Source organism: Sutcliffiella deserti, from assembly GCF_020037475.1.
GTDB lineage: Bacteria > Bacillota > Bacilli > Bacillales > Bacillaceae_I > Sutcliffiella_A > Sutcliffiella_A deserti.
In genome coordinates, this window is the sequence record NZ_JAIQDB010000009.1 from 13509 (window position 1) to 28196 (window position 14688).

14 protein-coding genes are annotated in these 14688 nt (G+C 41.1%); all 14 read right to left on the minus strand.

Annotation, left to right across the window (positions count from 1 at the left end; translation table 11 throughout):
• Nucleotides 1-20: 20 nt before the first annotated feature.
• A complete protein-coding gene (hydA, locus tag K9B36_RS13780; protein ID WP_223702821.1) occupies nucleotides 21-1442 on the minus strand; it encodes a dihydropyrimidinase in 1422 nt (473 codons plus the stop codon).
• Between the two features lie 21 nt (nucleotides 1443-1463).
• Nucleotides 1464-2750 carry an NAD-dependent dihydropyrimidine dehydrogenase subunit PreA gene (preA, locus tag K9B36_RS13785; protein ID WP_223702822.1) on the minus strand — a complete coding sequence of 429 codons (1287 nt, stop codon included), beginning with the start codon at nucleotides 2748-2750 and terminating at the stop codon, nucleotides 1464-1466.
• A gap of 24 nt (nucleotides 2751-2774) precedes the next feature.
• Nucleotides 2775-4142 carry an NAD(P)-dependent oxidoreductase gene (locus K9B36_RS13790; RefSeq protein ID WP_223702823.1) on the minus strand — a complete coding sequence of 456 codons (1368 nt, stop codon included), beginning with the start codon at nucleotides 4140-4142 and terminating at the stop codon, nucleotides 2775-2777.
• Nucleotides 4143-4300: 158 nt separating this feature from the next.
• Entirely contained in the window at nucleotides 4301-5191 is an 891-nt protein-coding gene (locus K9B36_RS13795; RefSeq protein ID WP_223702824.1) for a nitrilase-related carbon-nitrogen hydrolase, read from the minus strand.
• A gap of 505 nt (nucleotides 5192-5696) precedes the next feature.
• Nucleotides 5697-5852 carry a hypothetical protein gene (locus K9B36_RS13800; protein WP_223702825.1) on the minus strand — a complete coding sequence of 52 codons (156 nt, stop codon included), beginning with the start codon at nucleotides 5850-5852 and terminating at the stop codon, nucleotides 5697-5699.
• A 1132-nt stretch (nucleotides 5853-6984) separates the two neighbouring features.
• Nucleotides 6985-7140: a DUF3918 family protein gene (locus tag K9B36_RS13805; protein ID WP_223702826.1), complete on the minus strand. Its 156-nt coding sequence runs from the start codon at nucleotides 7138-7140 to the stop codon at nucleotides 6985-6987.
• Between the two features lie 22 nt (nucleotides 7141-7162).
• Nucleotides 7163-7357 carry a hypothetical protein gene (locus tag K9B36_RS13810; protein ID WP_223702827.1) on the minus strand — a complete coding sequence of 65 codons (195 nt, stop codon included), beginning with the start codon at nucleotides 7355-7357 and terminating at the stop codon, nucleotides 7163-7165.
• Nucleotides 7358-7372: 15 nt separating this feature from the next.
• Complete coding sequence (locus K9B36_RS13815; protein ID WP_223702829.1) at nucleotides 7373-7846, minus strand: PRC-barrel domain-containing protein; 474 nt, start codon at nucleotides 7844-7846, stop codon at nucleotides 7373-7375.
• A 107-nt stretch (nucleotides 7847-7953) separates the two neighbouring features.
• Entirely contained in the window at nucleotides 7954-10362 is a 2409-nt protein-coding gene (gene recD2 / locus K9B36_RS13820) for an SF1B family DNA helicase RecD2 (protein ID WP_223702830.1), read from the minus strand.
• 18 nt (nucleotides 10363-10380) lie between these two features.
• Nucleotides 10381-11034: a tetratricopeptide repeat protein gene (locus tag K9B36_RS13825; RefSeq protein ID WP_223702832.1), complete on the minus strand. Its 654-nt coding sequence runs from the start codon at nucleotides 11032-11034 to the stop codon at nucleotides 10381-10383.
• A gap of 93 nt (nucleotides 11035-11127) precedes the next feature.
• Entirely contained in the window at nucleotides 11128-12243 is a 1116-nt protein-coding gene (gene mnmA / locus K9B36_RS13830; protein ID WP_223702834.1) for a tRNA 2-thiouridine(34) synthase MnmA, read from the minus strand.
• Between the two features lie 15 nt (nucleotides 12244-12258).
• The gene (locus K9B36_RS13835; RefSeq protein ID WP_223702836.1) at nucleotides 12259-13407 is read right to left on the minus strand and encodes a cysteine desulfurase family protein; all 1149 of its coding nucleotides are present in this window, start codon (nucleotides 13405-13407) and stop codon (nucleotides 12259-12261) included.
• Between the two features lie 21 nt (nucleotides 13408-13428).
• A complete protein-coding gene (cymR, locus tag K9B36_RS13840; RefSeq protein ID WP_223702838.1) occupies nucleotides 13429-13845 on the minus strand; it encodes a cysteine metabolism transcriptional regulator CymR in 417 nt (138 codons plus the stop codon).
• A 35-nt stretch (nucleotides 13846-13880) separates the two neighbouring features.
• Nucleotides 13881-14552, minus strand: a complete 672-nt coding sequence (locus tag K9B36_RS13845; protein WP_223702839.1) for a YczE/YyaS/YitT family protein — start codon at nucleotides 14550-14552, stop codon at nucleotides 13881-13883.
• Between the last annotated feature and the right edge of the window lie 136 nt (nucleotides 14553-14688).

Below are 14688 nucleotides of genomic sequence, written 5' to 3' on the forward strand. Positions count from 1 at the left end.
AGGTATTAAAAATTTGTCATCTAGATAGAGAGCGTCTCGTTCTGCTTTAATGATTTTGTTGTTCCGTACTTCTCCCGCTTCAAATATTGACCGCTTCCTGCTTTGCCTACAAACTGTTTATCACGGACGACAAATTCTCCCCTCACAAGAACTGAAACCGGTTCTCCAGTTATTTTCATCCCTTCAAAAGCGTTATAATCCACAGCCATGTGATGGGAAGCAGCAGAAAGGACTCTTTCTTTATTGGGGTCGAACAAAACCAAATCTGCATCAGCACCAACGGCAATTGTTCCTTTTTTCGGGAACATTCCAAAAAGCTTTGCTGCACGGGTGGAAATAATATCAACAAACTGATGAATCGAGATTCTTCCTTTTTTCACTCCTTCAGAAAACAACACACTTACGCGATCTTCAATCATTGGACCTCCATTTGGAATCTTCGTAAAATCCCCTTTCCCCAAACTTTTTTGACCATTAAAATCAAAAGAACACTGATCAGAGCCAATTGTTTGAAGTTGCCCGCTCTTCAAGGCATTCCACAATACTTCTTGATGCCATTTTTCTCGAAGTGGTGGGGACCAAACAAATTTCGCTCCTTCAAAATTCGGTCTTTTAAGATGGCTTAGGTCCAGAGTCAAATATTGGGGACACGTTTCACCCCAGATTTCCACTCCTTTGTTGCGTGCTTCCGCTATTTTCTCTACTGCATTTGCACAACTAACGTGAACAACATAAAGCTGCGAGTTTGCCAGAGAAGTGAGTTGAGCTGCTCGCCCGGTCGCTTCACCTTCCACTTCCGGGGGTCTAGTCAAAGCATGATAGATTGGATCTGTGTTACCGTTATTCAACGCCTCCTTTGTTAAATAGTCAATCACATCCCCATTTTCGGCATGAACCATCACGAGTGCACCAAGATCCTTGGCCGTAATTAGTGTTCGGAATAGCGTTCCATCATCTGCTTGAAAGACATTTTTATATGCCATAAATACTTTCAGGGAAGTGATGCCCTCCTCATCAATTACTTGTGGTAACTCCGCAAGTACCTTCTCATTTATTTCTCCAATCATAAGATGGAAGCCATAATCAATCACTGCTTTTTCTTTTGATTTGTTATGCCATGTTTGGATAGCATCTTTTAGTGGTTTGCCTTTTTCTGTTAGGCAAAAGTCAATAATAGTAGTTGTTCCTCCAAAAGCAGCTGCTCTTGTTCCTGATTCAAAATCATCCTTTGTTACCGTTCCACCAAAGGGCATATCGAGATGTGTATGTGGATCAATACCACCAGGGAAAATATAGCATCCTTTGGCATCTATTATTTCTGCATCAGTTGAAGGAAGGGTATCTCCTATGGCAGATATGGTTTCACCATCGATGAGAATGTCTGCCTCATATTGATCACTTGCTGTTACAATCACGCCGTTTTTAATTAGTTTTTTTCCCATTCCCTTTAAATCCTCCTTTATTTATTTTACTGTGTTCACTTCCGTCTGTTTGAGCATTCCTATTGCGCTTTGTCTTTCGTTCCAGGTCATTGCAGGCATATCATGTGGTAGTTCCACCATTGAGATCGCATCATCCACCGGACATACGATGGAACATAAATTACAGCCAACACAATCTTCTTCGCGCACCTGAACATAAGATGCTCCTGATGAATCCTTTAACATATCGATACATTGATGCGAGGTATCCTCACAGGCAATGTGACATTTATTGCAGTTTATACAGGTGTCCTGATTAATTCTTGCAACAATTTTATAGTTAAGATCTAAGTTACCCCAATCTGAATACCTCGGAACTGATTTTCCTACAAGATCCATGACAGATTGTATTCCCTTTGTATCTAAATAATTGGACAATCCGTCTATCATATCATCCACTATCCGAAACCCATGGTGCATTGCGACTGTACAAATCTGGACACCCGTTGCACCCATCAGCATGAACTCCACTGCATTTTGCCAATCTGTTACTCCACCCATGCCAGAGATTGGCACATTAATTCTTGGGTTTCTTGCACACTCTCCGACCATGTTTAGTGCAATTGGCTTCACCGCAGGACCACAATAGCCTCCATGCGCCCCTTTTCCTGCAACATGAGGAATGGTGTTCCAGCTCTCCAAATCGACACCTGCTAGACTGTTAATCGTATTGATCATACTTATTGCGTCTGCGCCCCCGCGAACTGCTGCCTCAGCCGTAACGGTAATATCTGTTATGTTAGGTGTAAGCTTAACGATTACCGGTGTATTGGCAACCTCTTTGGCCCAATAGGTTTGCTTTTCGACAAGTTCTGGAACCTGACCAGAAGCTGATCCCATTCCTCGTTCTGCCATTCCATGAGGACAACCAAAGTTTAACTCCAGCCCATCCACTCCTACTGCCTCTACTTTCTTCACAATTTCATGCCACTTTTCTTGGCTAGGCTCCACCATTAAGGACGCAATTAATGCTCGATCCGGAAATCGTTTTTTTGTTTCAGCAATTTCTTTTAAATTCACTTCAAGTGGACGATCTGTGATCAGTTCAATATTATTGAATCCTGCCACTCTTTGCCCGTTAAAGCTTACTGCCGCAAAACGTGAAGATACATTTAGAATAGGATCTCCAAGTGTCTTCCAAACGGCTCCACCCCAACCAGCCTCAAACGCTCGCTGCACTTGATAACCTGAATTGGTGGGTGGTGCACTTGCCAGCCAGAATGGATTTGGTGATTTAATTCCTGCTAGATTTATCGATAAGTCTGCCATGATTTCCCCCCTCACTCCTGAGTATTATGCTGTTTCTGTTACTCTTTTTACTAACCGTTCATACAAAGCGTATGCCGTCTGCTTGCCTTGTTCCGCTGCAGTGACAACCATTGCTTCCCCTTGGCCTTTTCCAAACACAACATCGCCACAGGCATAAACTTTTTCATGCGAGGTTGCATGCGTGTGTTTGTTAATTTTGACTACACCGTCATCATGTTCCAGCCCAAATTGATTAAAGAGGGGAGTATACCGGGTCTGGCCGATTGCCTTTATAACAACATCCACTTTAAGGAGAAATTCAGAGCCTTCCACCTTAACGGGTCGTCTTCTACCATCCGAACCCTGACTGCTAAGTTCCATCTGCACACATTCAATATGAGTTACTTCTCCTTTTTCATTTCCAATAATTCGGTTAGGTGCCGTTAACCAACGGAATTCCACCCCATCCTGCTTTGCAAATTCATATTCAAAATCATAAGCACTCATCTCTTCAAGTGTTCTTCTATAAAGGACCTTTACGTTTTCCGCTCCTAGCCTAACTGAGCAGGTTGCACCGTCTATTGCAGTATTTCCTGCGCCAATGACAACCACATTTTTCCCCTTAAATTTATCTGAGATGGTATTTGTTTTTGTTTCCTTTACAAAATCAATGGCGTCATAAACTCCTTTTAGCTCCTCCCCTTCAATTCCCAACATCGGCACACTTGCCATACCAACAGCTAAAATAACCCCATCGTATGCTTCAAGAATTTCTTCTACTCCTATATCCACGCCAACTTTTGTATTAGTTCTTATCTCCACATCCAAACTCTTCACTTGTTCCACTTCCCAATAGGACACACGTTTTGGTAAACGAAAGGAAACTATCCCATACGTATTCAATCCTCCAGCTTCTTCCTCAGCTTCAAAAATGGTTACTTGAAAACCGAGTAAGGCTAATTCCCTTGCAGCAGAAAGTCCTGCGGGACCTCCTCCAACGACAGCGATTTTCTTACCATTCGGCATCCCTTTTTCAAAAAGAACCTGCTCATTTTTTATTGCCCAATCTGTTGCATACCTTTGAAGGTCCCCAATAACAATTGGCTTGGTATGATGATTAAGAACACAGGCCCCTTCACATAATTCCTCGGTTGGACATACTCTTGAACAGCTTGCCCCTACTGGATTAGCCGACATAATGGTTTTGGCTGAACCTTTTAAGTTTCCTGATGCGATTTTTTTAATGAATGATGGAATATCGATACTTGTAGGACAGGCCACAGTACAGGGAGCGTCATAGCAATAAAGGCAGCGGTTAGCCTCTTCCATTGCTTCTCTGTCGGTTAAGCCTGGTTTAACTTCCAAGAAATTCAAAGAAAGGTCTTTGTAATCAATTCTATTAGCGGATTTCAATGAAACATCTCCTTTCTATATGATCAATTATTGGTAAAGGCGGTTTGTGCATTGAAAAGAGCCATGGTAAAAAAGAGATAACTCTTCGATGTGTCCCCTTCATCTCGAAAGTAAATTAGGTCACAAATGTTACGAAAGAGTTATCCCTTTTTGGCCTTTTACGGCAAAAGTGCTGTCATTTCTTCATAGGTTTCTGGTCTTCTATCACGATAAAACTGCCACACATCTCTCACTTCGCGTATTAATTTTTTGTTCATCTCACCGATGATTACTTCATCCTGGTCACGACTTCCTACAGATACAAAGGTTCCTCTAGGGTCTACTAAATAGGATTGACCATAGAATTCTCCCATTTTCCACGGACTTTCCACGCCAACTCTGTTTATTGCTCCTACATAATAGCCATTTGCTACAGCATGTGCTGGCTGCTCTAGCTTCCACAAATACTCAGATAGACCTGCAACAGTAGCCGATGGATTGAAAACAATTTCGGCTCCCTTTAATCCGAGTAATCTTGCTCCTTCTGGAAAATGGCGATCATAGCATATGTAGACACCTACCTTGGCGTATGCTGTATCAAATATCGGGTAACCCAGGTTTCCTGGTTTAAAGTAGAACTTCTCCCAGAATCCATGTCCCTGATCCCCCACACCAACCTGAGGAATATGCTGCTTACGGTACTTCCCTAAGTAGCTGCCGTCTGCATCAATCACTGCAGCGGTATTATAATAAGTTGCGATTCCTTCGCGCTCATAAATTGGAAGCACAATAACAACCTCTAATTCTTTAGCCAGCTCTTGAAACAGCTTTGTTGTAGGGCCATGCGGAATTTCCTCGGCTGCCTCATACCATTTAGAATTTTGTTCACTGCAAAAATACGGTCCATAAAAAATTTCCTGCAAGCAGATAATTTGTGCACCCTTGGCCTTTGCTTCTCGTACTAATTTAATGTGCTTTTCAATCGCAGCTTTTTTATGGGCTTCTACAGGTTCATTTCCGTCCACATCATTAGAAGCTTGAATTAACCCTATTTTCACTTTGTCGGACATTCTATTACCCCCTTTATGAATAAATAAATGCTTACTAAAAAATAGTTTTAAAATATTTAGAATAGTATGAACTTTATGTATATTGTACTGTCTTCTTAAGAGTATTACATTATACATAATGTTAAACCGTAGAGGGGGAAGACTGTCCATTCTGTAAAATTAGGATCATCCATCAGGTTTAATGCTTTTCATGTCTTACTTTGCTCTTTTTGGTACATCATCCTTAAGGTTCCCGGCTTTTCATGTACTTACTTTGCTCTTGGATGGACATCATCCGCTACCATCTTCACTTTTCATGTACTTTCCTCACGCTAGAATGGACATCATCCGCTGGCATCTTCACTTTTCACGTACTTTCTTCACGCTCGAATGGACATCTTCCGGCCCCAACTACTCTTTTCATGTACTTACTCTGCTCTTGAATGGACATCATCCGTTGCCATCTCCTCTTTTCATGTACTTTCCTCACGCTTGAATGGACATCATCCGCTGGCATCTTCACTTTTCACGTACTTTCTTCACGCTCGAATGGACATCTTCCGGCCCCAACTACTCTTTTCATGTACTTACTCTGCTCTTGAATGGACATCATCCGTTGCCATCTCCTCTTTTCATGTACTTTCTTCACGCTTGAATGGACATCATCCGCTACCAATTTCACTTTTCATGTACTTTCTTCACGCTTGAATGGACATCATCCGCTACCAACTTCACTTTTCATGTACTTTCTTCACGCTCGAATGGACATCATCCGCTGGCATCTTCACTTTTCATATACTTTCTTTACGCTCGAATGGACATCATTCGCTGCCATCTTCACTTTTCATGTACTTTCTTCACGCTTGAATGGACATCATCCGCTAGCATCTTCACTTTTCATGTACTTTCTTCACGCTTGAATGGACATCATCCGCTACCATCTTCACTTTTCATGTACTTTCTTCACGCTTGAATGGACATCATCCGCTACCATCTTCACTTTTCATGTACTTTCTTCACGCTTGAATGGACATCATCCGCTACCATCTTCACTTTTCATGTACTTTCTTCACGCTTGAATGGACATCATCCGCTACCATCTTCACTTTTCATGTACTTTCTTCACGCTTGAATGGACATCATCCGCTACCATCTTCACTTTTCATGTACTTTCTTCACGCTTGAATGGACATCATCCGCTACCATCTTCACTTTTCATGTACTTTCTTCACGCTTGAATGGACATCATCCGCTACCATCTTCACTTTTCATGTACTTTCTTCACGCTTGAATGGACATCATCCGCTACCATCTTCACTTTTCATGTACTTTCTTCACGCTTGAATGGACATCATCCGCTACCATCTTCACTTTTCATGTACTTTCTTCACGCTTGAATGGACATCATCCGCTACCATCTTCACTTTTCATGTACTTTCTTCACGCTTGAATGGACATCATCCGCTACCATCTTCACTTTTCATGTACTTTCTTCACGCTTGAATGGACATCATCCGCTACCATCTTCACTTTTCATGTACTTTCTTCACGCTTGAATGGACATCATCCGCTACCATCTTCACTTTTCATGTACTTTCTTCACGCTTGAATGGACATCATCCGCTACCATCTTCACTTTTCATGTACTTTCTTCACGCTTGAATGGACATCATCCGCTACCATCTTCACTTTTCATGTACTTTCTTCACGCTCGAATGGACATCATCCGCTACCATCTTCACTTTTCATGTACTTTCTTTGCTCTTCAAAAAAAATCCGCTCCTGCCACAAGGCAGAAACGGATTTTAAATATATCAAGAAAACATACGCTGAGCTTTTTTTCTCATTTTTTTCATATTTCGTTTGGAAGTCATGCCACCAAAAAAGTTTTGCACCTCATTGTTTTTACTCATGCGGCTAGCTGCCGCTCCTAGGCCAATCATTAACAAGGACGTCATTGCTCTGTTCATGCGACTCACTCCCTATTGTAGGTTATATGCTAATTTGTCGATCGTCTTCATGAAACAAATCATCCAGTGAACTTAATGTGCCATCCTCTTCTACTTGGTGAGTATGGACTACTCCTTGGGAGACAGAAAGCTCGATAAAACAACCCCAGCAATAATATTGATTAACACCTATTTTTCCGATATCCTTGCTTTTGCAGTTAGGACAAGAAAGAACCATCTCAGACACCTCTCGTTAGGTTAGTACAGAAACGACGACGGTATCTTTGCCAATAATTAAATCAGAAGGATTCTTGATTATCTTTTTTCCTTCTGCAATATCTGCGAAAAAGCCGTCCGTTACTTCATATCCTACGATTGTGCCCGTTTTTTCTTCAAAGTATACATCTTCAAGCAAACCCAGCTTATCTCCTTCACTAGTTATAAAGGATTTCCCTTTTATGCCATGGTAATGATGAAAATAGATCTTACCATGTTCTTTAATGACCGGAGACAACTTAGGGTCTTTTGCCATGACTCCATCTTCTCCAATGGAATGGATGGTCTCGTAACGGAGAAATTTTGTGCGATGGAACATTCCTTTACCGTCGATAAGCAGCCCTTTTACAATTCCAGGTTCCTCAATGCAGAAGTCTGTGATTCGTCCTATTTTTTTACCGGAAGCTGTATCGTATAGGAGCATCCCAACTACTCTAGAGAATGTTCTCAAAGGAAAACCACCTCTTTTCGAACATTACTATTTTCCGTCATTTCCCCTCAGGTAATACTGCGTAAGGTTTTCCAATTAAGGTGGAGCCTAGCGATAAGCAGAAGAACTTAATCCTCTTCCTCCATAAAATCATAAGGACTAATATTCTCCATCCCAATGTTGGCATCTTTCCAAAATGGAATATCAAAAGGAACAACAATATCCTCTGTCTCTTCTTCTACCAGTTCAACCGGTACTTTTTGTTGCAAACGTTCTTTTAACGATGTTTGCCTTGCCTGCTCATCTGCTCTTTGCACACCAAGCTTAAGTGCATCCTCATCGCCACATAAAATTAAAAATCGCTTAGATCTAGTAACTGCTGTATATAATAAGTTACGGCGAAGCATCCTGTAATAGCTTTTTACGACCGGCAAGACTACAATTGGGAACTCACTGCCCTGTGATTTATGAATGCTGCAGCAATATGCATGTGTAATTTGTCCGAGATCCTGTTTTATATAGGTGACTTCATTTCCATCAAACGAAACAATAACCATATCCTGCTTTTCTGTATTTTCCTTTGCATAAAAGATCGAGACTATTTCACCGATATCGCCATTATAAACCTGGCTTTCCGGTTGATTAACGAGCTGGAGTATCTTGTCACCTGTACGGTACACAACATTCCCGAAACTTATTTCACGTCTCTGCTCACTTTTAGGATTAAATAGTTCTTGCAGCATTTCATTCAATTTGTCTATGCCTGCATTCCCGCGGTACATTGGTGCTAGCACCTGGATGTCACGTGCGGTGTATCCTTTATCTTTGGCGTTAGCACAAACTTTTTTCACAACATCCAATATTTGCGCCTGACCACACTTTATAAAGGAGCGATCCTTCTTTGCGGTTGAGATGTCAGAAGGAATCGTGCCCGCCTTCATTTCATGGGCAAGCTCTATGATAGATGAGCCACCTTTTTGTCGGTAAATATCTGTCAGTTGGACGGTCGGTATTGCCTTCGATGCCAATAAATCCTTTAAAACCTGGCCAGGTCCAACAGAAGGAAGTTGATCTTCATCTCCAACAAGCACCACTTGAATATCTTCTGGCAAAGACTTAAACAATTGATTTGCTAACCAAATATCTACCATCGATACTTCATCCACAATCAGCAGCTTCCCTGAGATTGGATTTTCCTCATTATGCGAAAAGCCTTCTGAGCCATTCCAGCCGAGCAGTCTGTGAATAGTAAGGGAAGGTAAACCAGTAGCCTCACTCATCCTTTTGGCTGCACGCCCTGTTGGTGCTACAAGCATGATGGGAAATGGATCATCCTTATCATAATCTTTTGGATCTAATGAACAGCCATGAAGGTCAGAGTATAACTCAACAATACCCTTTATTACTGTAGTTTTACCCGTACCTGGTCCGCCCGTTAATAGAAGCATGGATGTTAACAACGCCTGTTGTATTGCCTCTTTTTGAGAAGGAGCATATTGAACTTTAAGACGGTCTTCCAATTTACCTAAAGCAAGTAAAAATTCCGATTCCGGAAACTGTTCGGTATACTGAGTTTGAGCAATAACACGTTTAATATTCGTAACAAGCCCTTGCTCGGAAAAATAAAGACTAGGTAAATAAACCCTTTCTTCTTCCGCTTTTAATTTACCTTCCTCCGTCAGTTGTAGAATTTCCCGAGAAATGTCGGATTCTGATACTAAACCGTATTGCTTTTCATTTAGCAAACGAACGACTGCTTCTGAAAGTTGAACATCTGTTACATAACAATGGCCTTCTTGCAGGGAATGCTGCTCTATTGTGTACAAACAGCCTGCTCGTATTCGATCTGGATGGTTTCCTGATATTCCGAAATGGCTGCCTAATTCATCTGCCCGTCCAAATCCTATCCCCTCCACATCTTCCACTAGCTGATAAGGATTCTTTTGCAGCATGGCAATGGTTTCATCCTTATAGGTCTGATATATCTTCATGGAAAGCTGTGGACCAAATCCAAACTGAGATAGTGCAATCATCACCTGCTCTAACCCTTGATGTTCCATTAAGGTGCTATATAACTGCTTCGCTTTGTCTGCAGCAAGCTTAGGAACTTCATCTAATATTGAAGGGTTCTCCAGAATTCTGGATATCGCATTTTCTCCAAGTGCATCTGCAATTTTTTCGGCGGTCTTTTTGCCAATCCCAGAAAATAAGTCACTTGATAAATACTGGACAATGCCGTGGCGCGTTTGGGGGATATCTTTCCGGAAGTGTTCCACGTGGAATTGCTGTCCAAAACGGGGATGGTCCTTCATTTGTCCAAAGAATATGTACGTTTCATCTTCATGAATACGAGGGAAATACCCAGTCACGACCGCTTCCTTTTCCTCCTGTGGAACATTCGTTTCGACCACTCTTATACGAACAACCGAATACATATTGGACTCATTATGGAAGATCGTAACGAGGTGGGTTCCTTTTATGAATTTTTCCTTTTCCTCGAATAGATCGAGAGAGGATTGCTGTTTTTGGTCTTTCATGGGAGTTCCCTCCAACCCTTAGTTTTCAGTGATTATCTTTTTTGCATGTGCTGCCAGCATGTGATCTGTTTGTATTTCCAGTGCCTTATCAAGCATTTCCAGTGCCATTTCCCTTTTGTCCTGATAGGCGTACGCAACACCTAAATTGTAACAAGCATCGGCATGGTTATCATCTTCTGTCACAACTGTCTCAAACTCCGCTGTAGCTTCCTTAATTAAGCCAAGTCCTGCTAAACATAATCCAAACTGGAATCTTGCCTCTGTGTCGTCGGGATTCAACTCTACAGAACGCTGGAAGTAAGGAAGTGCAAGCTTTGGCTGCTCAAATTGTAGGAGTGTCATTCCAAGCATAAAGTAAATATCGCCATCCTCGACTCCTTTTTTCATCGCCAATTCAAAATGACCCTTTGCTTTATCCCACTTTTCCTGCTGAAAAAAGAGCGTTCCTAATCCGTAATGCGCTGTTCCCATATTTTCATCTTTCTCCAAGGCACGCTCAAAAAATTTCTTTGCTTTCTCTTGCTCTCCAACTGCACTTAGCACGTTACCAAAATTAACATAGGCCACGGCATTTTCCGGGTTCTGCTCAATTTCCTGTGAAAAGGCTGCAAGCGCCTCTTCGTACTTACCCTGTTGTAAATATTCAATACCTATTGCATTATTGTCTTTCATCTATGTACACCTCTTTAGTTGTTATTCTCCTATTTTTCCTACCAAGTATAACACAAGAAAAACCTCAACTCCCACTATGAGTTGAGGTTTTGATTATCCAACATACCAAAGTTTTTCATTGTTTTTAAAAACATGATCGATGGTGCCTCCACCCAAGCATTCATCACCATTATAGAACACCACTGCTTGTCCAGGTGTGACAGCTCGAATCTGCTCATCAAAGATAATTTTCACTCTGTTATCTTCAATCAATTGCACATTTACTTTATTATCCTGCTGACGATAACGGAATTTAGCTGTGCATGATAACTCCTCGGTTGGAGGGTTATCTGAAACCCAACTAACGTCTGCCGCTATGATGGAGTCAGAATAAAGAAGCTCATTATGGAAGCCTTGCCCAACATAGAGGGTGTTTTTCTCTAGGTCTTTACCGATAACGAACCAAGGATCACCACTGCCGCCGATTCCAAGTCCATGACGCTGGCCAATTGTGTAATACATTAATCCATCATGTTTTCCTTTTACTTCTCCGTCAAGTGTTACCATGCTTCCCGGTTGAGCAGGAAGGTATCCACTTAAAAACTCTTTAAAATTACGTTCTCCAATGAAACAAATACCTGTGCTATCTTTCTTTGTCGCAGTAGCAAGGTTTGCTCGCTTTGCAATTTCACGCACTTCTGATTTTTCAATATTACCGATTGGGAACATTACTTTCGAAAGCTGTTCTTGACCGAGCTGATTTAGAAAATAAGTTTGATCCTTATTTTCATCAAGTCCCCGAAGCATTTTATATTCCCCATCACGATATTCCACTTGAGCATAGTGCCCTGTTGCTAAATAATCGGCACCCAAGTCGACTGCATGCTCGAGGAATGCTTTGAACTTTATTTCCTTGTTGCACATAACATCGGGATTTGGCGTACGTCCTGCTTTGTATTCATCTAAGAAATATTGAAACACCTTGTCCCAATATTGTTTTTCAAAATTTACCGCGTAATAAGGTATTCCGATTTGGTTACATACTCGAATCACATCATTGTAATCCTCTGTTGCTGTACAAACGCCAAACTCGTCGGTATCATCCCAGTTTTTCATGAAAATACCAATAACATCGTAGCCTTGTTCTTTTAAAAGAAGTGCCGCAACGGAAGAATCGACTCCACCAGACATTCCTATTACTACACGGGTATCTTTTGGTGCTTTTGTCATTGTGATCACCCCGTATTATTTGTTTTTTGTTAATCGCTTTACTACTTTTGCAGTTTCTTTTGCAGCAAATGTAATATCTTCTTCTTTGTTTCCTAATCCAAAGCTAAAGCGGATGGAAGAAGCAATCCTCTTCGAATCTTTGCCGAACATTGCCACTAGAACATGAGAAGGATCAATAGAACCTGCAGTACAAGCTGAACCACTCGAAACTGCTATACCTGCTAGATCTAAGTTGACAAGGAGCGACTCCACATTTGTTCCGGGAAAATAAACATTCATTACATGTGGCAAGGTATCATCCAAGGAACCGTTGATTTCAAAGTTCACCTTTTCTTCCAGCCATATACTCATGATTAATTGTTTGAACATATTATATTGTTTAGTCTTAAAGGGCATTTCCTCCACACTTCGTTCAATTGCCGTCTTCAAGCCAACTATACCAGCAACATTTTCTGTGCCTGCTCGTCGCTTTCTTTCTTGTTCTCCTCCAAAAGATAAAGGAGAGAAGTTGGTGCCAAAACGAGCATAAAGGAAGCCTATACCTTTAGGTCCATTAATTTTATGAGCGGATACAGAAAGAAAATCAACACCAAGCTCCACTACATCTATGGAGCAAAGACCAAAAGCTTGAACGGCGTCTGTATGAAAATAAGCTTGATGATTTTTAAGCAGACTGCCCAATTCCCTCACTGGTTGAATAGATCCTACTTCATTATTTCCGTACATGATTGTCACTAGGATTGTCTGATCTGTCATAGCATTCTTCACATCTTGAACATCAACCACTCCTCTATCATTTACAGGAAGATAGGTGATCTGGTAGCCTTCTTTTTCAAGCTGTTCACATGCGTGAAGAACGGCATGATGTTCAATACTTGTTGTAATAATATGATTCCCGCGATGCCTATTGGCTCTGGCTACACCAATTATTGCAAGATTATCGGCTTCTGTTCCGCCGCTTGTAAAGATGATTTCATTTTCTTTTGCACCAATACTCTTTGCTGCAACATTCCTTGCCTCATCTATAAGATGCCTTGTTTTTCGACCGTAGTGATGGATGCTCGAAGGATTACCAAAGTCCTCTTGCATAACAGACAACATACTATCAATAACAGCTGGATGAATAGGTGCAGTAGCTGCATGATCTAGATAGACAGGTTTCATGGATAATCCCTCCTTTCTTTATTAAATATAAAACATATATGCTTCCTGGTCTTCACCGGAATAATTGGCCAGGTCCTCTAATGTTGTATTATCCAATACATCTTTCACTGCATCACGAATACGAATCCATAGCTGCCGCTTTGCTGGCTCTTCATCTTCCAGTACTTCAACAGGACTGATTGGTCCCTCTAGTACACGAATGATGTCTCCGGCTGTTATTTTCCCCGGCTCATCTGCTAAAATATAACCACCATAGGCTCCACGTATACTTTTAACTAACCCGGCATTGCGAAGTGGTGCAATCAATTGCTCCAAGTAATGTTCGGATAAATCATGCGTTTGTGCAATTGTTTTTAAAGAAAGCGGGCCTTCCCCTACGTTTTTAGCAAGCTCAATCATAATTGTTAAACCGTATCTTCCTTTTGTTGAAATTTTCATTCTCTCACACCCCTATTCTTTCTATATCCAGTACTTTATATTTGAATGGTTACTTTATTATTTTTGTGCTGTATTTTATTAAGAATAGTATCGGTTGTCCTCTGACATGCTGGAAGTGTCCAACCTACAATCGCTCCAATGGATAAGCTGAATAGAATGGTCCCGATAAAAACCGGGCCTCCTAAAAGCCACCCTAAACATAATACTATTAATTCCATCGCTAATCTAATATGTTGCACTTTCCACCCGGCAACTTCTGTTAAGGCAATCATCAAGCTATCCCGTGGACCAGCACCGCATCGGGATGAAATATAAATGCCAATTCCTATTCCGATTACTAATACACCTGCTATAAGCATCAATAATTTCCCTACAAAAGACAAAGGTGTATGTAGAAATGGTAGTAGAAGATAAAGATCGATGAAGGCCCCCACCATAAGCATATTGAGAAAAGCACCAATGGATGGAAGCTTTTTTAAAATGATGGAGGAAATAGCCAAAATAAAAAAGCCTACTATAATAGACCATGTACCAATAGTTAAACCTAGTTGAATAAAGAGACCAATATGAAAAACATCCCACGGGGCACTCCCTAAATCTGCTCGGATCATCAGTACAATTCCAAAAGACATAATCAACAAACCAATAAAAAAGATGAACCACTTTGCCAAAAATACGCTTTTCTCCCTACTACGCTCATCTAACATGTCTCTTACTTCCTTCTATCTCTCGACTATTATCTATAAAATCATTCCCATTATAGCATAGAACTAGATTCTTTACATTTCTAACCATGACTTTAAATGTGGTACAGTGGGTAATAAAGAAAAATGTACAGCAAGT